Below are 20,787 nucleotides of genomic sequence, written 5' to 3' on the forward strand. Positions count from 1 at the left end.
CCAAGCGCGACCGCCGCGAGCAGTCGGTGCGGGGCTGCATGGAGAAATTCCATATCGACCAGCAGCGTGCCGGCCGGGTGGCCGAGCAGGCACTGGCCATGTACGCGCAGCTCAGACCCACCTCCGACGCGCTGGTGAAATGCCTGCGCTGGAGCAGCCTGCTGCACGAAGTGGGCCTGGCCGTGTCGCAGACGGGCTACCACAAGCACGCCTCCTACATCGTGGAAAATGCGGATTTGCCCGGCTTTACGACGCGTGAACAAAAGACCATGAGCCGGCTGATCCTGGCGCAGAAGGGCAATTTGCGCAAGATCGGTGAAGTGCTGTCCGACCCTGACTTCGCCAAGGCCGTGCTGGCGCTGCGCCTGTCGATTTTGCTCATGCATGCGCGCATCGAGGCCGATTTCAGCGAATTGCGCCTGCGCATGAAGAACCGCATCGAACTCGATATCAAGCGCGGCTGGGTGGCGCACCATCCCACCGTGTCATTCTGGATCGAGAAAGAGCAGGAATTCTGGGATGAGGTCGGGGTCGATTTCACCATCCGTGCCAGCGCCTAGAAGGGCATGCCGTGTGCATGACTTGATATGTAGCATGCAAGATTTATAAAAACAGTATATATTGTTTATATTATTTATTAAATTGGAGAATTCATGACCAAAACCATCCCAGCGAAAAAAGCCGATAGCGCGCCCGTATCGATGTTCCCCACTAGCGCATCGATCAATGCTGCATCGGCCAAGGCCGCACCGGCAGTCAAGCCTGCAGTGAAGTCTGCCGCCAAGCCAGTGGCAAAAGCTGCCGTCAAGCCAGTGGCCGCCAAGCCTGTCGTGGCCAAGGCGCCCGCTGCCAAACCGGCGACCAAGGCCGTTGTGGCCAAAGCAGTTGTGAGCAAGCCGGCTGTCGCCAAGCCAGTTGCCAAAGCCGTTGCCAAGCCTGCCGCCAAGGCGGAGGTGAAAGCCGTCGCCAAGCCGGCAGCCAAGGTTGCTGCGAAGCCTGTCGCCAAGGCCGCCGCCAAGCCGGCCGCGAAAACCGCCGTCAAGCCGCTGGCCAAGCCGGCCGCCAAGCCTGCGCCAGCGAAAAAAGCGCCGCTTGCCAAGGTCGCCGCCGTCAAGGAAAAAGCCCGCAAGCCGAAACTGGTGCGCGACAGCTTCACCATGCCGGAAGCGGAATACGAAGTCCTGGGCCAGGTGAAAAAAGCCTGCCTGAAGGCCGGTTTCGAGATCAAGAAAAGCGAATTGCTGCGCATCGGCGTGGCGCTGATCAGCCAGATCGACCTGGCCACCCTGCAAAACGTGCTGGCCGGCTTGCCACAGCTGAAAACGGGTCGTCCGAAGAAGGATTGATGACGCGGGCAGGGGCCGCCCCTGCTTGCCCATTCTGGTTTACCATGGGGCCTGTGCTAGTTCCCCCATGGTTGCCATGTCAGAAGAAACCCCTGTTGAACGCGCCGGCTTCGTTGAGCGCGCCATCGTCCGCCACCAGGCGGGCCAGTCCGCCGATGCCATCGACCACGTCGCCGAGGAAATCCCCGTCGCGCTGGTCTTCAATGGCATTTCCCACGTCGTCATGATGGCCACCCCGCGCGACCTGGAAGCGTTCGCCTACGGCTTCGCGCTGACGGAAGGCGTCGTCGCTTCCGCCGGCGCCGTCTTCGATTGCGAAGTGTTCCTGCACCCGGACTCCGCCGAAGTCGCCTTGCGCATCGCGCAGGAAGACTTCGTGCGCCTGAAGGACCGCCGTCGCCAACTGACGGGCCGCACGGGTTGCGGCGTGTGCGGCATCGACAGCATCGACATGCTCGACTTGCAGCCGGCAGCGCTGCCGCCATCCCTGATCCACGTCGATTTGCCAACTGCGCTGGCGCGCGCATCGGCCGGCCTGCGTGACCACCAGGCGCTGATGCAGGCAACGGGCGGCGTGCATGCGGCCGCGTGGTGCACGCCCGACGGCGAAATCGTGCACGTATTCGAGGATGTCGGCCGCCACAATGGCCTGGATAAACTGATCGGCCACCTCGCGCTGCACGATATCGACATGCGGCGCGGCTTCGTCTTCCTGTCCAGTCGCGGCAGCTACGAGCTGGCGCGCAAGGCGGCGCGCATGCAGATTCCGTTGCTGGCGACCATTTCCGCCCCCAGTTCCCTGGCCATTTCCATCGCCACGCAGGCGGGCATGAAGCTGGTGGGCTTTTGCCGCCAGGATGCGTACGTCGATTACACGCCCGGCATCACGCTTTAAGTTCACTGCGTTGTAGCAGCACGGGCACGGATTTTGACGTCGGCGTGCCGGCGCCGTCCGCCGTGCTGGCCAGCGGCACCAGCGCGTTCGTCTCCGGGTAATAGGCGCCCAGGCAGCCGCGCGGGATGTCATAGGCCACTAGCCGGAAACCATCGGCACGGCGCGCCACGCCATCGTCCCAGGCGCCAAGCATATCGACCAGGTCGCCATCGGCAAAGCCCAGCATGGCGATATCGTCCCGATGGGCGAAGACGACCTTGCGCGTGCCGTACACGCCCCGGTAGCGGTCATCCATGCCGTAAATGGTGGTGTTGTACTGGTCGTGCGAGCGCGTGCTCATCAATACCATCAGGCGCTCGCCATGGCGCGCGCGGGCGCGGTGCAGCGGCGTGTCCAGGTCCAGCGCAGCGACGAGGAAGCTGGCCTTGCCGCTGGCCGTCTTCCACACGCGCTCGCGCGAGGCCACGGTCAGGTGAAAACCGCCTGGAATGGCCACCCTGGCGTTGTAGTCGTGAAAATCGTCAAACACCTTCGCTATATCGTCGCGGATGCGCGCATAGTCGGCCGCATAGGCGCGCCAGTCCACCAGGCTGCTGCCCACTGTGGCGTCGGCCATGCCGGCCACGATGGCCACTTCCGAGCGCAGCTGCGGCGCTGCGGGCGCATTGCGGCCGTACGAAATATGCACCATGCTCATCGAGTCTTCCACCGTCACGCCCTGCGCCACGCCGCCCTGCAGGTCGATCTCCGTGCGCCCCAGGGTGGGCAGCAGCAAGGCTTCCTTGCCGATGACCAGGTGGCTGCGATTGAGCTTGGTGGCCACCTGCACCGTCAGCGCGCACTGGCGCAACGCGGCAAAGGTCAGCGGCGTGTCGGGCGTGGCGGCCGCGAAATTGCCGCCCAGCGCAATGAATACCTTGACGTCGCCGCGCTGCATGGCTTCGATGCTGGCCACCACGTCGTGGCCATGCGCGCGCGGCGGCTTGAAGCCATACACCTGGCCCAGGCGATCGAGGAAGGCCGCCGTGGGCTTTTCCTCGATGCCCACCGTGCGGTCGCCCTGCACGTTGGAGTGGCCACGCACGGGACACAGCCCGGCGCCGGGCTTGCCGATCTGGCCGCGCAGCATCATCAGGTTTGACAGCATGCGGATGGCCGCCACGCTGTGCTTGTGCTGCGTCAGACCCATGCCCCAGGTGGCGATGATGCGCTGGCCCTTGACGAAGATGTCCGTCAATGCCTCGATCTGCGCGCGCGCCACGCCCGACTCCTGCGCCAGCAGTGCCCAGCTTTCCCCGCGCAGGTCGTCGCGGAAGGCGTCGAAGCCGCTGCAGTGTTCGACGATGAAAGCATGGTCGATGACGGCCGGGGCACCGGCCGCCTGCGCCGCGTCGTCATGCTCGACGACGCGCTTGGCGACGGCCTTGATCAGGGCGAAGTCGCCGCCCAGGGTGGGCTGGACGAACAGGCCGGCCAGGCGCGTGCTGCCCAGGGTTGCCATTTCCAGCGCGCTTTGCGGGTCCATGAAGCGCTGCAAGCCCCGTTCGCGCAGGGGATTGATGGAAACGATGCTGCCGCCGCGGCGCGCGCATTCGCGCAGTTCGCCCAGCATGCGCGGGTGGTTGGTGGCGGGATTCTGGCCGAAGATGAGGATGGTGTCGGCCAGTTCGAAATCGTCCAGGGTCACCGTGCCCTTGCCGATGCCCACGGTTGCCGGCAAGCCGCGGCTGGTCGCCTCGTGGCACATGTTGGAGCAGTCGGGGAAGTTATTCGTGCCGTACAGACGCGCCATCAGCTGGTACAGAAAGGCGGCCTCGTTGCTGGCGCGTCCCGACGTATAAAACGCGGCCTGGTTCGGATCGGGCAGGGCGCGCAGGTGGCGGCCCACGAGGGCGTAGGCATCTTCCCAGGCGATGGGCACATAGCGGTCGCTGGCTGGGTCGTACATCATCGGCTGCGTCAGGCGGCCATGCTGTTCCAGCGCGTAGTCCGATTCTTCCAGCAGTTGTGTGACGGTATGGCTGGCAAATAGTTCCGGGCCGGCGCGGCGGCTGGTCGCTTCGGCGGCGACGGCCTTGGCGCCGTTTTCGCAAAAGGCAAACGTGGACGCGTGATTGCGGTCGGGCCAGGCGCAGCCCGGGCAATCGAAACCGTCCGGCTGGTTTTGCGCCAGCAGCGCTTTCAGATTGCCGGGCGTGACCCGCTCCTGGCGCAGGCTGATGGCCACGTGTTTCAGGGCATCCCAGCCGGCGGCGGGCCTGGTGTAGGGGCTGATGTGGGCGGCGTCTGTGTCTTTCATGGGTGCTTTCGGCTGGGCGAGTGTGGTAATTATGCACGATCCCCGCATGGCATTGACTTGCGTCATGGAAATGACATTTGGCTGTCATTTTCCTGACATATTAGACAAGTACGCTGGAGTCGTCTTGATCACAGGGGGATGAAACCATGCAAAACATAATCGCAGCAAACGAAGCCAAGGCCCGGCCGGTCCAACTGGTGCTGAGCCAGGCCACGACAGCGGCCGAATTGCGCGAAGTCCAGCGTTTGCGTTACAAGGTGTTTATCGAGACCATGGGTTTGACGTCGCTGGCCAACGCCGATGGCCTCGACAGCGATGAATTCGACGCGCACTGCGATCACCTGATCGTGCGCGACGCCGATACCCTGAAAGTGGTGGGCACCTACCGCGTGCTGAGCGCGGCCAAGGCAGCCAAGATCGGCCGGCTGTATTCGGAAAACGAGTTCGACCTGAGCCGCCTGAAGAACCTGCGCGGCCGCATGGTCGAAGCGGGCCGCGCCTGCATCCACCCGAAATACCGGGGCGGCAGCGTGATCATGCTGTTGTGGTCGGGCCTGGCCGAGTACATGCGCCGCGAGCGCTGCGACTACCTGGTCGGTTGCGCCAGCATCAGCCTGGCCGATGGCGGCCATAACGCCGTCGCCGTGTACCAGGCGCTGGCCGAAAAGCACATGGCCCCAAGCGAATATCGCGTCACGCCGCACCTGCCTTTCCCCATCCACCAGGTGGAAGCGGCGCACAAGCCGCAAGTGCCGCCGTTGATCAAGGGCTACCTGCGCTCGGGCGCGTGGATTTGCGGCGAACCGGCCTGGGACCCTGATTTTGAAAGCGCCGACATGTTCATGATGATGCCGCTGGCGAATCTGGACGAGCGCTATGCGCGCCACTACGGGGTAGTGCCTGGTTGATGTCGGGCAGTGAGGGCTGCGCTGGCAGGGCCCAGCCAGCGTGGCAGCAGCGAACTGGCGTGGCACAGCAGCCGTTGCGCCACTTCGGCCGGGCCGATATCGAGGACGATGCGGGGCAGTCGCCGGCGCTGGCGAGGGAATCGCTGGGGTGCGCTTGAGATGATTGCTTAAAAGCTGAGCTTGCTGTCTGCACAGACTATGCGTGTTGTGTCAGATCAAGTGCGAGTGGACATGCTGGCCGGTGGGCAGCACGGCAGAGTGAAAGCTGGTAGGGGCGGGAGCGGGAGGGCAGAGAAACGGTCAGCATGGTTTGGGCTGGGTCTCTTCGCTATCGTGCCCGGAGGCGGTGCGGTGAGCGAACTACGCGAATTTCATGGCAAAAGTTCATGGCGCCGGGGACCTGGGTGCCTGGCATGGCATTGCAACAGCGGTGTCTCTCAATGGACTGGCGTGGCGGACAGTTCCTTCAGCTCGCGGATGGTGATCTCCGATTTTTCATGCATGCGCAATAAAATCGTTGCACCGACCGACAGTTTGCCGTGACGAATCTTGCTGATGATGGGGGGCTGGACTTCCAGTACACGACACAGTTCCGCATCATTTTTCAGGTTCATCTTCTCGATCAGCGTATCGAGCAGCTTGTTGGGTACAAAACTCGATGGTTCGAGCGCCCGCGCCCGGTTCATCGCTTCAATCATTTCCAGCTTCTTTTGCCGAACGTTCATTTACTCCTCCTTCAGGTTATGCAAGGGACGAGACCACATACTGCGGTCCCGGCTATAGTTCGTCATCGCAGTACGGCTGTCTGGGTGACGTGACAACAATTGCGGTGCAACATTGATAACCAGGCAAGTGTTTTCAATAATACTACGATAACAAAACTTGTGATAGATGGTCAGTTAAATTAACTGATTGTTTGATTGATTTGGTTGACGATTGTTGTATTTTGTAAGCCGCTTTTCGTCAGGATCATGGTTCTGTCCGCCATTTCGGCGGCGGCCAGCGAATGCGTGACCATGATCGCGCAACTGCCGTTGGCCTTGATTTCGGCGCGCAGCAATTGCAGGATGCTGTGTGCCGTGTCCGGATCGAGGTTGCCGGTAGGCTCGTCGGCCAGCACCAGCGCCGGCTTGTGCACGAGCGCGCGGGCAATGGCCACGCGCTGCATTTCGCCGCCGGACAATTGCTGCGGAAAGTCGCCGCCGCGTCCGCCCAGGCCGACCGCATCGAGCATGCTGGCGGCACGTTCCTGGGGCAGTCCGTTGAGCAGCAGCGGCAGGGCCACGTTTTGCAGCAGGGTCAGATGCGGCAAGACGTGGAAGGCCTGGAAAATAAAGCCCATGCGGGCGCGACGCAGCCGGGTGGCGGCGGCGTCATCGAGGCTGGACATGGCAATGCCGTCCACCAGGATAGGGTGCGCTTCGGCACCCGCGTCGGGCGTATCGAGGCCGGCGATCAGGTTCAGCAAGGTCGACTTGCCGACGCCCGAGTCGCCCATGATGGCGATGAATTCCCCCGCCTTGAAGCGGCAGGAAATATTGGCCAGCACGGGACGGGCATGGGCATAGGACTTCGACAGATGGCGCAATTCGAGCATGGTGTTAACGGCTATCGTAAAGGGAGGCACGCGGGGGAGAGGGGGGCCTGGGAACTGCAAAGGGGCGCGGATGGTTTGGCCGACAATGTGTAGTATACGACAGGCTTATCATTTTTGCTTGGCAATACCAATTTTGTGCACACCTTGCCTGTTTGACCTTAAGTTACCTGCCGCACGGCTGGCTTGCGCGGATTCCGCTATGATGAGAAAAAGTCATCGGCAAGGCGCCCGCAAATCGCTACGGCAGGGGCGGCGCGTCCGGTGGTGTTCCTGCATGCCCTTCGTGAACCTAACATTGACGACGTTTGCCCATGACCATACCACTCGCGCAACAGCAGTTTGATTTGTATCCCTCCAGCAACGCAGAAGCGACCAGTGTCACTCCCGCCACGATAGCCGAGATCAGCAGCGGCCTGTTGGCGCGCGCGGCCTGGACCTCGCCCAAGTACCTGTACGACGCGCTGGGCTCGAAACTGTTCGAAGCCATCTGCGCCTTGCCCGAGTACTATCCCACGCGCACTGAGGCGGCCATCTTTGCCCGCTACGGTGCCGAGATCGCGCACGCTGTCGGGCCGGGCAGCACCCTGATCGACCTGGGCGCCGGCAATTGTGCCAAGGCCGCCAGCTTGTTCCCCTTGCTGCACCCGGCCCAGTATGTGGCCGTGGATATTTCCTACGACTTCCTCAGTGAATCGTTGAGCCGGCTGCAGCAGCGCTTTCCGCACATCGAGATGACGGGGCTGGGCCTGGATTTTTCCAGCCGCCTCGACTTGCCCGACAGCGTGCGCGAGGAGCGGCGCCTGTTCTTTTATCCCGGCTCGTCCATCGGCAATTTTGCGCCCGAGCAAGCCATCGCCTTCCTGCGCCGCCTGCGCGCGAATGCCGATGGCGATGGCGGGCTGCTGATCGGAGTCGACCTGATCAAGGATGACGCCATCCTCGACGCCGCCTATGACGACGCGCTGGGCGTCACTGCCGCCTTCAACCTGAACATGCTGCGCCACGTGAACGGGCTGATCGGTGCCGACTTCGATGTGCGCGCGTGGCAACACCACGGCTTTTTCAATGCCGACGAGGGCCGTGTCGAGATGCACCTGGAAGCGCGCAGCGAGCAAGTTGTCCATTGGAAAGGTGGTCAGCGGCGCTTCGCGAAAGGCGAGCGCATCCATACGGAAGACAGCTATAAATACACGCGCGCAAGCTTCGTCGGCTTGCTGGAGCAGGCCGGGTTTTCCACCGTGCAAGTCTGGACGGACCCGCAGCAGTGGTTTGCCGTCATTTATGCGCGCGTGATCCGGGATTAAGAAGGGAAAAGATGCTGATCGACCATTACAACAAGGTGCGCCAGCACTCGCTGCGGCTGGCCGAACCTCTGTCCGACGAGGATTGCGGTGCCCAATCGATGCCGGACGCCAGTCCCGTGAAATGGCACCTCGCGCATACGACGTGGTTTTTCGAAACGTTTATTCTGGAAAGCATGGAAGCGGCGTTCGCGCCATTTCACCCCGCCTTCCGCGTGCTGTTCAATTCCTATTACAACGGCGTGGGCGAGAAGCATCCGCGCGCACAGCGGGGCTTGCTGACGCGGCCCGGCATGGCCCAGGTGCGCGCTTACCGGATGGATGTCGATGCGCGTATCGCCCGCCTGCTGACGGGAGAACTGGTGCGTGCCGAGCGCGAACGGCTGAGCATGCTGCTGGCGCTGGGGCTGGAACACGAGCAGCAGCACCAGGAATTGCTGTTGACGGACGTGAAACACCTGCTGGCGCAGAGCGCGCTGTTTCCCGCTTACCTCGATACTGCTCACCTGGGCAGCGCGGTTGCGCCAGCGCCAGCACCCGCCCAGCCTGCGACCTGGCTCGCCTTCGACGGTGGCCTGGCGCAGATTGGCCATGCGGGCGACGGTTTTTGCTTTGACAATGAATTGCCGCGCCATCCGCAATACGTGGCGCCGTTCGAACTGGCCAGCGCGCTGGTGACGAATGGCGAATTTCTCGCTTTCATCGAGGCGGGCGGCTACCGCACGGCGCACTGGTGGCTGGCCGAAGGCTGGGACTGGGTACGCAGCCAGCATCTGGCATGCCCGCTGTACTGGCAGCGCGACGAGGCGGGGCACTGGCAGGAATTCACCTTATCAGGCTTGCGTCCGCTCGACCTGCAGGCGCCGGCCACGCATTTGTCTTTGTTCGAGGCGGACGCCTACGCGCACTGGGCTGGCGCGCGCCTGCCGACGGAAGCCGAGTGGGAAGTGGCGGCGCACGGTGTCGCCGTGGAAGTGGCACAGTTGCATCCGGCCCCTGCCGCCTTGGGCGCGGGGCTGCGGCAAATGTTCGGCCATTGCTGGCAGTGGACCAGCAGCAGCTATGCGCCATATCCCGGGTACCGCACGGCGCCCGGGGCGCTGGGCGAATACAACGGCAAGTTCATGCTGAACCAGTATGTGCTGCGCGGCTCTTCGTGCGCCACGCCGGCCGGCCATACGCGGGCCAGCTACCGCAATTTTTTCCCGGCCGGCGCGCGCTGGCAATTTTCCGGCATCCGCCTGGCGCGCCAGGTGGAATAACTTAGGGCAGGCGCGGGACGTCGGGCGCCTCGGCGCGGGGCGCCGCCTTGGCGACGGCGTTGTGTTCCAGCTTGAACTGGCTGACGAGGGTTTCCAGTTCGCCCGCCTGTGCATGCATGGCCGCCGCAGCTGCAGCCGCTTCCTCGACCAGGGCCGCGTTTTGCTGCGTCGTCTGATCCATCTGCATGATGGCGGCATTGATCTGTTCGATGCCTTCGCTTTGCTCGTGGTTGGCGACGCTGATTTCACCGACGATGGCGCTGACCCGGCCCACACTGGCCACCACTTCCTCCATCGTGGAGCCCGCCTGGCTGACCAGTTGCGCGCCCTGGCCCACGCGGGCGACGGAGTCGGCGATCAGTTCCTTGATCTCCTTGGCGGCGGCTGCCGAGCGCTGCGCCAGGTTGCGCACTTCGGACGCCACCACGGCAAAGCCACGGCCTTGCTCGCCGGCTCTAGCCGCCTCCACGGCCGCGTTCAAGGCCAGGATATTCGTCTGGAAGGCGATGCCGTCGATGACGGCGATGATGTCGACAATTTTGCGCGAGGACGCATTGATGGCATCCATGGTGTCGATCACTTCAACCATGGCCGAGCCGCCGCGCTGCGCGACTGCCGACGCCGAACGGGCCAGGCTGTCGGCCTGGCGTGCGTTGTCGCTGTTGCTGCGCACGGTGCCTGTCAGTTCGATCATCGACGATGCCGTCTCTTCCAGTGCGCTGGCCTGGGCTTCCGTGCGCGCCGACAGGTCGGCATTGCCGCTGGCGATCTGGCTCGACGCCACCGCTATCGTGCCCGTGCCGCCGCGCACTTGTCCCACCAGGGTGGCCAGGTTGGTATTCATGTCGCGCAGGGCCTGCAGCAACTGGCCCATTTCATCCTTGCCATCGGCCACGATTCTACTGCTCAGGTCGCCTGCGGCTACGGCTTGCGCCACGCGCAAGGCATACGCGATCGGCGTGGTGATCGAGCGCGTGACCCGCCAGGCAAAGAGCACGCCCAGCAGCAGCGCGGCCGTGCCCAGGCTGGCCATCAGCACATTCGCTGCGGAAATATTCTGCCGGATTTGCTGGCCGCCATGCACGACCACTTCGCGCTGCAATTCATTCAGGCGGTTCACCGTTGTTTGCAACTGATTCAGTGCGGGCAGGGTATCGTCGCGCACGTGCATGGCCGCTTCTGCACGCTGTCCCGCCACCAGCAGCTTGTCGGCCTGGCTGAACGAGACGACATAGGCCTTGCGCTGCTGCTTCAGGGTAGCCAGCAGTTCCTTGCCTTCAGGCAGCACGATCAGGCGCTCGAGGATGGCCAGCGCATCGCCGATAGTGGCCTTGTTGGCATCGATTTCACCGTGGATGGCGTTGGCGCGGGCCGGATCTTCATGGATGAACAGTTCCAGCACCAGCGCCGCGTTCGATCGCGTGGTGCTGCGGATGGTGGCGATGGCGTCGGCCTTGGCCCAGTCTTTCTCGATGATGGCTTCGCTGAGCGCACCGATCTTATCCAGCCGTAACAGGCCCGTGCCCACCAGTACCGCCATCAGCAGCAGCACCACGCAAAAACCGGCACCCAGGCGCGCGCCTATCTTCATGTCCTTCAATTTCATACTGATTCCCTCGGTAGCTAATAATCTGTCCCCGGTGGTCTTGTTATGCATCGATTATACGGTCGGCGATACCTGATTTGCACTACTAATTGCCGTGTAGAAATGAAAAAGCGGCACGGCGATCAAGCCGTACCGCTTTTTCTCCCCAGGGAGCCCGCCGAAAAGTGCTTAGGCGGCGCTGGCGGCCACGTCGGCCGCTATCGTTTTTTCCGCTTCCGTTTGCCCGATGCGGCGGTTCACTGCCGACAGCACGGCCTTGAACGAAGCGGTGACGATATTGCTGTCGATGGCGGCGCCGAACAGGGTTGGGCCGTTATCGAGGCGCAATTCCACGTAGCAAGCCGCTTGCGCGTTGGCGCCGGAGCCGATCGAGTGCTCATGGTAATCCATCAGCTTGATATCGAGACCGAGCGCATTGACGAAGGCATCGATGGGACCATTGCCGCCGCCTTGCAGGGCCAATGGCGTCTGGCGGTGCGACAGGCTGATGTCGATTTGCACGGATTCATCGCTGCTCGTGTCTTCCACCATGCGGTGCGCAGCGTAGGCGTATGGCGCCGTCTGCTCCAGGTATTCTTTCTGGAAGATCGCATGGATATCTTGCGCGGCGATTTCGCGACCCGTGGCATCGGCCACGGCTTGCACGGCGCGCGAGAATTCGATCTGCAGGCGGCGCGGCAAGACCAGTCCATATTCCTGTTCCAGCAAATACGCCATGCCGCCCTTGCCGGACTGGCTGTTGACGCGGATCACGGCATCGTAGCTGCGGCCCAGGTCAGCCGGGTCGATGGGCAAGTACGGCACTTCCCAGATACTGTCTGGTTGTTGCTTGGCAAAACCTTTCTTGATCGCATCCTGGTGCGAGCCGGAGAAGGCCGTAAATACCAGGTCGCCCGCATACGGGTGGCGCGGGTGGACGGGCAACTGGTTGCACTCTTCCACGCATTTGCGCACGGTATCGATGTCGGAGAAGTCCAGGCCCGGGTGCACGCCCTGCGTGTACAAATTCATCGCCAGGGTCACCAGGTCGACGTTGCCGGTGCGCTCGCCATTGCCGAACAAACAGCCTTCCACGCGGTCGGCGCCCGCCATCACGGCCAGCTCGGCCGATGCGACGGCCGTGCCGCGGTCGTTATGCGGGTGTACGCTGATGATGATGGAATCGCGGCGCGCCAGTTTGCGCGACATCCATTCGATCTGGTCCGCATACACGTTGGGCGTGCTGCATTCGACGGTCGACGGCAGGTTGATGATCATCTTGTTGGCCGGCGTCGGCTTCCAGATGGCGCTGACGGCGTCGCAGATATGCTTGGAGAAATCGAGCTCGGTGGTGGAGAACGATTCCGGCGTGTATTCAAAGCCCCATTCCGTTTCCGGATGCTGCGCCACCAGCTGTTTTACCAGGGTGGTGCCGGTGGTGGCGATCTGCGTGATCTCCTCGCGCGACATGCCGAACACGACCTTGCGGAACACGGGCGCCACGGAGTTGTACAGGTGCACGATGGCGCGCTTGGCGCCGACCACCGATTCCACCGTGCGGCGTATCAATTCTTCGCGCGACTGGGTCAGCACGATGATGGTGACGTCGTCCGGGATGCGGCCTTCATCGACGAGTTTGCGCACGAAGTCGAAATCCGTCTGCGATGCCGAGGGGAAACCCACTTCGATTTCCTTCAGGCCGATGGCGATCAGCATCTCGAAGAACCGCAGTTTCTTTTCCGCGCTCATCGGCTCGATCAGGGACTGGTTGCCGTCGCGCAAGTCAGTGCTCATCCAGATCGGCGGTTTGCTGATGATCTGGTTCGGCCATTGACGGTCGGTCAATTTGACGGGAGGAAAGGCACGGTATTTGGAAGCTGGGTTTTGCAACATCATGATCGGGTACTCCTGAAGATAGGGGGGGAATCGATGGTTGTGGCGCAAGCTTGCCTGGCGGCCACGCAACACTAGGCCAGGCAAGCGGTCGGTAGTTTTAGCAGGCAAAGCAGGGCAACGGCGCCAGCGGTGGCGGTCGCGTCAGAAGTTACGGGTGTAGCGGGGGATGGTGCAAACATCATCAAACCTTCCAGGGTTTTTGAAACACGCCGGCGTGTGGCCAGGCGAAGCAATGCGGCAAACTTATGCGCGTGCTAGGGGTAGTCGCGATAGCGACAGCAGGGAAGGGGATGGATGTTTGAAGGAGGACATGCACTCAATGTAAGGGAAGTTGGGCTGGGCTGTCAAGCGTTTCCGTTTTACCGCTTATTTACAAGTAACGCACGTGCGCCGCCTCGTCCGGCGCATCCTGCGCCATGCGCGCCAGGATGCGCTGCAGGAGGGCTGCATCGTGGGGCAGGCGTGCGGCGAAGGCTGGCCAGCCGCGCAGCTCCAGCTGTTGCGGCATTTCCACCAGGCCCGTGATGACGTCCCAGAGAGCGTCCCAGTTCATGCCATAAAAGGAAGGAAAATCCAGCGCGGCGGCCAGCGCCGCATGCAGTTGGCGTGGCGAGTTGATCTCGCTCAAGTCGATGGTCACAAGGGCTAGTTTATTCAGAATATGCCCTTGAGCAGGTTTTGCAGGTTTTCGCGCATGCCGCCTACCACCGTTTCGTGCTGCGCCAGGATGGCGGGCGCATCCTTGAACGGTGCCGGATCGAGGTACAGACGCGGCAAGTCGGCCACGGCCACGCCGGGTGGGCCGCCGCGCAGGATTTCGTCTGCGTGTTCCGCAATGGCGGTCACCGCTGCCTGTATGCGCGGCGTCGCTGACGCGGCCAGGCAGGCATCCAGTGCGGCGTCGAGGTTGGCACGCGCGGGCGCCTGCGGCAGCACGGGCGCGGCGATCTGTTCCAGCGGCGACATGTTGACGGCCGGTTTGCGATACGCACGCAGGGCGTCGAGCGCCATCAGCCGGTGCGCGCCGCCGCGCTGCAGCCAGTCAAGGATGCGCGGCCAGGGCGTGCCCAGCAGGGCTGCCGCCACGCCCCAAGCTCCTGCCACTGGCGAGCCGATATTGGCGTCGATCCAGTCGATGGCGGCCGGGTTGCCCGTGTAGGCCAGCAGGATGGCGTTCGATGAGCGCAGCGTGGGGGCCTGCGTGGCCAGCACGCAAGTCAGCCAGGCGAGGGCGCCGTCGCCGTCGCGGTTGGCCAGTTGCTGTGAAAAAGGGGCGCTCAAGGCGCGGCTGTCGGCAAATTGATGTTCTGACATAGTGGGAGCAAGTAACAAACCAGGCGCCAGTCTAGCATCCGTGTGGTGGCAGAGTCGGCCCGCACGAACATTCTCACGGCAAACATTTAAGACAGGCTTCAGTGCGGGCGGCCCCGCTTGCGCTACAATCGGCCCTCCTTCGTTTGTCACTGCCGCGCGCGGTTTTCTTTTGCCACTATGTTCCCTAAACGCCTGACCCTGCTTGCCCTGGCCGCCTTTGCGCTGGCCGGCTGCGACACTCCCGCCCCGAAACCGATCCAGGTGTTGACGCCACCCGAGCCCATCGTCGTACCGCCGCGCAAGATCAAGATCGGCCTGGCACTGGGCGGCGGCGCGGCGCGCGGCTTCGCGCATATCGGCGTGATCAAGGCGCTCGAATCGCAGGGCATCCACGCCGACATCGTCACGGGCACCAGTGCCGGCAGCGTGGTGGGCGCCCTGTATGCGGCGGGCAACAATGGCTTCGCCCTGCAAAAGATGGCGTTTGATATGGACGAGGCTGCCATTTCCGACTGGGCTTTGCCCCTGTTTGGCAAGTCGTCTGGCGTGCTCAAGGGCGAAGCGCTGCAAAGCTATGTCAACAAAGCGGTGGGGGGCGTGCCGCTGGAAAAACTCAAGATACCGTTTGGCGTGGTGGCGACCGACCTCAAGAATGGCCAGCCGATCCTTTTTCAGCGCGGCAACACCGGCATGGCCGTGCGCGCCTCGTCTGCCGTGCCGGGCGTGTTCCAGCCTGTGACGATTGCCGGCCACACCTATGTCGATGGCGGCCTCGTCGCTCCCGTGCCTGTGCGCTTTGCGCGCGACATGGGCGCCGATTTCATCATCGCCGTGAATATCTCGTCGCAAACGGATACGCAAAAAGCCATCAGCTCGATGGAAGTGCTGATGCAAACCTTCGCCATCATGGGCCAGCGCATCAACCAGTTTGAACTGAAGGATGCTGACGTGGTCATCCAGCCCAGCCTGGGCACCATGAAGGGCAACGATTTCAACAGCCGCAACCTGGCCATCCTGGCGGGCGAGCAGGCGACGTTTGCCGTGATGGCGCAGCTCAAGCAAAAGCTGAAAGCAAAACGCGAGCAGTAAGCGATAGCACCGCCGTACATTTCGTATACAATTTTGCTTCAACATAACAAGGATGCCCCATGCAATCGAAACCGATTTTGACCCTGGACGACGTAAAGAAAATCGCTGCCGCCGCCGAAGCGGAAGCGGTCAAGAATAACTGGGCGGTCACGATCGCCATCGTCGACGACGGCGGCCACCTGCTGTGGCTGCAGCGCATGGATGGCGTGGCGCCGATCTCGTCGCATATCGCCCCATCGAAAGCCAAGACGGCCGCGCTGGGTCGCCGCGAATCGCGCATCTATGAAGAGATGATCAACGGCGGCCGCGTGTCGTTCCTGAGCGCACCGGAAATCGACGGTTTGCTCGAAGGCGGCGTGCCCATCGTGTTTGATGGCCACTACGTGGGCGCCGTCGGCGTCTCGGGCGTGAAATCCGCCGAGGATGCGCAAATCGCGAAAGCCGGCATAGCGGCACTGACCGCCTAAGTAGTCGCCGCAGTTGCAGAACCAGCCGCCCCGCGCAAGCCGGGCGGCTTTTTTCATGGGGCGGGGGATTTATGCTGCTGCGCAAAAAAATGCCGCCCAATCTGTATTTTCTTCCTTGTGGAAAAGCTGCCTTTTGGTTATAATTCAAAGGTTTAGCCAATCACACATATACCGTAGCGACTACCCATCCCCTCATTCAAAATGACCGTTGAAACACCCTGAGTGCAGTTGGCTCGGGTAACTAGGCGGTCGGTCTGACGTGGCGCAGCTACGGTAACTTTATCAGGAGTTGCCCTTGCCGCCATTTTTTTCTGGCCCTGCCGTTCCAGCCATATTAGCGCTTGCTGATGGAACGATCTTTAAAGGTTTTTCGATCGGTGCCGCCGGTCATACCACGGGCGAGGTTGTTTTCAATACCTCCATGACCGGGTATCAGGAAATCCTTACCGACCCAAGCTATTGCCGCCAGATGGTCACCCTGACCTATCCGCATATCGGCAATACGGGCGTCAATCCGGAAGACGTCGAGTCTTCCAAGGTACACGCCGCTGGCCTCATCATCCGCGATCTGCCATTGCTGGCATCGAACTTCCGTTCCACTCTCTCCCTGTCCGATTACCTGAAAGCTGAAAATATCGTCGCCATCGCCGGCATCGATACACGCAAGCTCACGCGCATCCTGCGTGAAAAAGGTGCGCAGGGCGGCGCCATCCTCGTCGGCACGCAAGGCAATGAGCCATCTAGCGCCCAAGCGCTGGAACTGGCCCGCTCCTTCCCCGGTCTGGCCGGCATGGACCTGGCCAAGGTGGTATCGGCCAAAGCGCCGTATGAATACCGCGAAACGGAATGGACTCTGGGTGCAGGCTACGGCCAGCTGGCCGATGCCGATGCAAAATACCACGTGGTCGCTTTCGACTACGGCGTCAAGCGCAACATCCTGCGCATGCTGACGGCACGTGGCTGCAAGGTCACCGTGCTGCCGGCGCAAGCTACCGCTGCCGACGCCCTGGCATTGAATCCGGACGGCATCTTCCTGTCGAACGGCCCCGGCGACCCGGAACCGTGCGACTACGCCATCGCAGCTACCCGCGAGCTGATCGAGAAGGGCATCCCGACCTTCGGCATCTGCCTCGGTCACCAGATCATGGCGATCGCTTCCGGCGCGAAAACGCTGAAGATGAAGTTCGGCCACCACGGCGCCAACCATCCGGTGCAAGACCTGGAAACGAAACAGGTCTTGATTACCTCGCAAAACCACGGTTTCGCCGTCGACGCGGCAACCTTGCCCGCGAACTGCCGCGTAACCCATGAATCGCTGTTCGACGGTTCCCTGCAGGGCTTTGCCCGCACGGACAAGCCGGCCTTCTGCTTCCAGGGTCACCCTGAAGCGTCGCCGGGCCCGATGGATGTTGCTTACCTGTTTGACCGCTTCATCAACTTGATGGCTGCGGAGGAGAAAAAGAAAAATGCCTAAACGTTTAGATATTAAAAGTATTCTGATTATTGGCGCTGGCCCGATCGTGATCGGCCAGGCCTGCGAGTTCGATTATTCCGGCGCGCAAGCGTGCAAGGCCCTGCGCGAAGAGGGCTACAAAGTCATCCTGGTCAACAGCAATCCTGCGACCATCATGACGGACCCGGAAATGGCCGATGTGACGTATATCGAACCGATCACCTGGTCGGTCGTTGAGCGCATCATCGCCAAGGAGCGTCCTGACGCCATCCTGCCGACGATGGGCGGCCAGACGGCGCTGAACTGCGCGCTGGACCTGTTCAACAATGGCGTGCTGGCGAAATACAACGTCGAGCTGATCGGCGCGTCGCCGGAAGCCATCGACAAGGCGGAAGACCGTTCCAAGTTCAAGGACGCGATGACCAAGATCGGCCTCGGTTCGGCCCGTTCCGGCGTGGCGCACTCGATGGAAGAATCGTGGGCCGTGCAGCGCACGCTGGGCTTCCCGACCATCATCCGTCCATCGTTCACCATGGGCGGCTCCGGCGGCGGCATCGCCTACAACGAAGAAGAATTCGAAACCATCTGCAAGCGCGGCCTGGAAGCGTCGCCGACGAAAGAGTTGCTGATCGAAGAATCGTTGCTGGGCTGGAAAGAGTACGAGATGGAAGTGGTGCGCGACAAGGCGGACAACTGCATCATCATCTGCTCGATCGAAAACCTCGACCCCATGGGCGTGCACACGGGCGACTCCATCACGGTGGCGCCGGCGCAAACGCTGACGGACAAGGAATACCAGATCATGCGCAATGCCTCGCTGGCAGTGCTGCGCGAGATCGGCGTCGACACCGGCGGTTCGAACGTGCAATTTTCGATCAACCCCGTCGATGGCCGCATGATCGTCATCGAGATGAACCCGCGCGTATCGCGTTCCTCGGCCCTGGCATCGAAAGCGACGGGTTTCCCGATCGCGAAAATCGCCGCCAAGCTGGCCGTCGGTTTTACCCTGGACGAGTTGCGCAATGAAATCACGGGCGGCGCCACGCCGGCCTCGTTCGAACCGTCGATCGATTACGTCGTCACCAAGATTCCCCGTTTCACGTTCGAGAAATTCCCGACCGCCGACCACCACCTGACGACGCAGATGAAGTCCGTCGGCGAAGTAATGGCGATCGGCCGTACGTTCCAGGAATCGTTCCAGAAAGCCTTGCGCGGCCTGGAAGTGGGCGTGGACGGCATGAATGAAAAGACCAAGGACCGCGAAAAGATCGAAGAAGAACTGGGCGAGCCTGGTCCTGAACGCATCTGGTACGTGGGCGATGCGTTTGCCCAGGGTTTTACTCTGGAAGAAGTGCACAACCTGACCAAGATCGATCCATGGTTTTTGATCCAGATCAAGGAAATCGTTGACCTGGAACTGTGGCTGGACACGCAGAAGCTGGACAACCTGGACAAGAACACCCTGTACAAGTTGAAACAGAAGGGCTTCTCGGACCGCCGCCTGGGCTTCCTGCTGCAGACGACCGACACGGCCGTGCGCCAGCAGCGCCATGCGCTGAACATTCGTCCCGTCTACAAGCGCGTCGATACCTGCGCAGCGGAATTCTCGACCGACACGGCGTACATGTACTCCACGTATGACGAAGAGTGCGAATCGAATCCGACCGACAAGAAAAAGATCATGGTCTTGGGCGGTGGCCCGAACCGTATCGGCCAGGGTATCGAATTTGACTATTGCTGCGTCCACGCGGCCCTCGCCATGCGCGAAGACGGCTACGAAACCATCATGGTCAATTGCAACCCAGAAACGGTTTCGACCGACTACGATACCTCGGACCGTCTGTATTTCGAATCGCTGACCCTGGAAGACGTGCTGGAAATCGTCGCCATCGAAAAACCGGTAGGCGTGATCGTGCAGTACGGTGGCCAGACGCCATTAAAACTGGCGCTGGACCTGGAAGCGAACGGCGTACCGATCATCGGCACCTCGCCCGACATGATCGACGCGGCCGAAGACCGCGAGCGTTTCCAGCAAATGCTGCACAAGCTGGAACTGCGCCAGCCGCCTAACCGCACCGCGCGCACGGAAGCCGACGCTTTGGCGCTGGCGCAGGAAATCGGCTACCCGCTGGTCGTGCGTCCATCGTACGTGCTGGGCGGGCGCGCCATGGAAATCGTCCATGAGCAACGCGACCTCGAGCGCTACATGCGCGAAGCCGTCAAGGTTTCGCACGATTCGCCAGTGTTGCTGGACCGCTTCCTGAACGACGCCATCGAATGCGATGTCGATTGCATCTCCGACGGCGAAACCACCTTCATCGGCGGCGTGATGGAACACATCGAACAGGCTGGCGTGCACTCGGGCGACTCGGCTTGCTCCTTGCCGCCGTATTCGCTGGCACCGGAAACCATTGAAGAACTGAAGCGCCAGACGGCGCTGATGGCCAAGGGCTTGAACGTGGTCGGCCTGATGAATGTGCAGTTCGCCATCCAGAAGCAGGAAATCGACGGCGAAATGAAAGATGTCGTCTTCGTGCTGGAAGTCAATCCGCGCGCCTCGCGCACCGTGCCTTTCGTCTCGAAAGCCACCGGTTTGCAACTGGCGAAGATCGCCGCGCGCTGCATGGTCGGCCAGTCGCTGGCCTCGCAAGGCATCACGCAGGAAGTCGTGCCGCCATACTTCAGCGTCAAGGAAGCCGTGTTCCCGTTCGTCAAGTTCCCTGGCGTCGATACCATCCTGGGCCCTGAAATGAAATCGACGGGCGAAGTCATGGGCGTCGGCCTGACCTTCGGCGAAGCGTTTGTGAAATCGCAACTGGGCGCCGGCGTGAACCTGCCAAAATCGGGCAAGGTCTTCATCAGCGTGAAAGCGTCGGACAAGCCGCGCGCCGTGCAAGTGGCGCGTGACCTGGTCGAGTCCGGTTTCACCGTGGTCGCCACCAAGGGCACCGCCGCCGTGATCGCTGCTGCCGGCATCGCCGTCACGCCAGTGAACAAGGTGATCGAAGGCCGTCCGCACGTGGTCGACATGATCAAGAACCATGAAATCGTGCTGGTGATCAACACCGTGGAAGAAAAGCGCAGCGCCATCGTCGATTCGCGGGCTATCCGCACCTCGGCCCTGGCCTCGCGCGTGACGACCTACACCACCATCGCGGGCGCGGAAGCAGCCGTCGAAGGCATCCGTCATCTGGATGAGTTGCGTGTGTACGATTTGCAAGGTCTGCACAAGACCTTGAACTAAGTGCGTTTGCAGTGGCCGCCGTTAGGCGGTACACTGCATGCTTATCAACCACAGAGTTCCGTGCAGAGCAGCGCGCGGCCTCTGTGGTTTTCACTTGGTAAGTCCGTTAACCGTGGCAAAACACGGGCAAC

The 20,787-nt window shown here is 61.9% G+C and carries 16 protein-coding genes and 1 pseudogene; 10 read left to right on the forward strand and 7 right to left on the reverse strand.

Annotated features, from left to right (window positions below):
- From K0F85_RS28795 to fdhD, 3 genes and pseudogenes are all read left to right on the forward strand, one after another.
- Positions 1 to 560: pseudogene (locus K0F85_RS28795) on the forward strand (Ppx/GppA family phosphatase); the annotation flags it as partial.
- Between the two features lie 93 nt (positions 561 to 653).
- Complete coding sequence (locus K0F85_RS14870; protein WP_219116763.1) at positions 654 to 1,346, forward strand: hypothetical protein; 693 nt, start codon at positions 654 to 656, stop codon at positions 1,344 to 1,346.
- Between the two features lie 67 nt (positions 1,347 to 1,413).
- Complete coding sequence (gene fdhD / locus K0F85_RS14875) at positions 1,414 to 2,241, forward strand: formate dehydrogenase accessory sulfurtransferase FdhD (protein WP_219116764.1); 828 nt, start codon at positions 1,414 to 1,416, stop codon at positions 2,239 to 2,241.
- Here fdhD and K0F85_RS14880 read toward each other — a convergent pair.
- Positions 2,231 to 4,540 carry an FdhF/YdeP family oxidoreductase gene (locus tag K0F85_RS14880; RefSeq protein ID WP_219116765.1) on the reverse strand — a complete coding sequence of 770 codons (2,310 nt, stop codon included), beginning with the start codon at positions 4,538 to 4,540 and terminating at the stop codon, positions 2,231 to 2,233. The genes fdhD and K0F85_RS14880 overlap by 11 nt on opposite strands.
- 146 nt (positions 4,541 to 4,686) lie before the next feature.
- Between K0F85_RS14880 and K0F85_RS14885 the strand changes: the two genes are divergently transcribed.
- Positions 4,687 to 5,448, forward strand: coding sequence for a GNAT family N-acetyltransferase (locus tag K0F85_RS14885; RefSeq protein WP_219116766.1), 762 nt, complete (start codon positions 4,687 to 4,689; stop codon positions 5,446 to 5,448).
- 437 nt (positions 5,449 to 5,885) lie between these two features.
- On the opposite strand, the gene K0F85_RS14890 is transcribed toward K0F85_RS14885, so the two are convergent.
- Together K0F85_RS14890 and K0F85_RS14895 are read right to left on the reverse strand one after the other, a co-directional pair.
- Complete coding sequence (locus K0F85_RS14890) at positions 5,886 to 6,173, reverse strand: hypothetical protein (protein WP_219116767.1); 288 nt, start codon at positions 6,171 to 6,173, stop codon at positions 5,886 to 5,888.
- Positions 6,174 to 6,352: 179 nt separating this feature from the next.
- Positions 6,353 to 7,045 (reverse strand): ABC transporter ATP-binding protein, encoded by a 693-nt coding sequence (locus tag K0F85_RS14895; protein ID WP_219116768.1) that lies wholly within the window; start codon positions 7,043 to 7,045, stop codon positions 6,353 to 6,355.
- Positions 7,046 to 7,356: 311 nt separating this feature from the next.
- On the opposite strand from K0F85_RS14895, the gene egtD reads away from it, so the two are divergent.
- Both egtD and egtB read left to right on the forward strand, forming a co-directional pair.
- Positions 7,357 to 8,349 (forward strand): L-histidine N(alpha)-methyltransferase, encoded by a 993-nt coding sequence (egtD, locus tag K0F85_RS14900; protein ID WP_257572792.1) that lies wholly within the window; start codon positions 7,357 to 7,359, stop codon positions 8,347 to 8,349.
- A gap of 11 nt (positions 8,350 to 8,360) precedes the next feature.
- Entirely contained in the window at positions 8,361 to 9,608 is a 1,248-nt protein-coding gene (gene egtB / locus K0F85_RS14905) for an ergothioneine biosynthesis protein EgtB (protein WP_219116769.1), read from the forward strand.
- A 1-nt stretch (position 9,609) separates the two neighbouring features.
- On the opposite strand, the gene K0F85_RS14910 is transcribed toward egtB, so the two are convergent.
- The 4 genes from K0F85_RS14910 to K0F85_RS14925 form a co-directional block, all read right to left on the reverse strand.
- Positions 9,610 to 11,214 (reverse strand): methyl-accepting chemotaxis protein, encoded by a 1,605-nt coding sequence (locus K0F85_RS14910; RefSeq protein WP_219116770.1) that lies wholly within the window; start codon positions 11,212 to 11,214, stop codon positions 9,610 to 9,612.
- A gap of 168 nt (positions 11,215 to 11,382) precedes the next feature.
- On the reverse strand, positions 11,383 to 13,089 hold the full coding sequence (leuA, locus tag K0F85_RS14915) for a 2-isopropylmalate synthase (RefSeq protein WP_219116771.1): 1,707 nt from the start codon (positions 13,087 to 13,089) through the stop codon (positions 11,383 to 11,385).
- A 370-nt stretch (positions 13,090 to 13,459) separates the two neighbouring features.
- A complete protein-coding gene (locus K0F85_RS14920) occupies positions 13,460 to 13,729 on the reverse strand; it encodes a barstar family protein (protein ID WP_257572793.1) in 270 nt (89 codons plus the stop codon).
- Positions 13,730 to 13,743: 14 nt separating this feature from the next.
- Positions 13,744 to 14,403 carry a hypothetical protein gene (locus tag K0F85_RS14925; protein ID WP_219116772.1) on the reverse strand — a complete coding sequence of 220 codons (660 nt, stop codon included), beginning with the start codon at positions 14,401 to 14,403 and terminating at the stop codon, positions 13,744 to 13,746.
- Between the two features lie 177 nt (positions 14,404 to 14,580).
- On the opposite strand from K0F85_RS14925, the gene K0F85_RS14930 reads away from it, so the two are divergent.
- The 4 genes from K0F85_RS14930 to carB all read left to right on the forward strand — a co-directional run bounded on the left by K0F85_RS14930 (position 14,581) and on the right by carB (position 20,656).
- Entirely contained in the window at positions 14,581 to 15,492 is a 912-nt protein-coding gene (locus tag K0F85_RS14930) for a patatin-like phospholipase family protein (protein WP_219116773.1), read from the forward strand.
- A gap of 59 nt (positions 15,493 to 15,551) precedes the next feature.
- Positions 15,552 to 15,959, forward strand: a complete 408-nt coding sequence (locus tag K0F85_RS14935; RefSeq protein WP_034786036.1) for a heme-binding protein — start codon at positions 15,552 to 15,554, stop codon at positions 15,957 to 15,959.
- A gap of 295 nt (positions 15,960 to 16,254) precedes the next feature.
- Entirely contained in the window at positions 16,255 to 17,433 is a 1,179-nt protein-coding gene (gene carA / locus K0F85_RS14940; protein ID WP_219116774.1) for a glutamine-hydrolyzing carbamoyl-phosphate synthase small subunit, read from the forward strand.
- Positions 17,426 to 20,656 carry a carbamoyl-phosphate synthase large subunit gene (carB, locus tag K0F85_RS14945; protein WP_219116775.1) on the forward strand — a complete coding sequence of 1,077 codons (3,231 nt, stop codon included), beginning with the start codon at positions 17,426 to 17,428 and terminating at the stop codon, positions 20,654 to 20,656. Before carA ends, carB begins: the two co-directional genes overlap by 8 nt.
- The last annotated feature ends 131 nt before the right edge of the window (positions 20,657 to 20,787 follow it).

It is taken from the genome of Janthinobacterium sp. UMAB-56 (assembly GCF_900095265.1).
Lineage (GTDB): Bacteria > Pseudomonadota > Gammaproteobacteria > Burkholderiales > Burkholderiaceae_D > Janthinobacterium.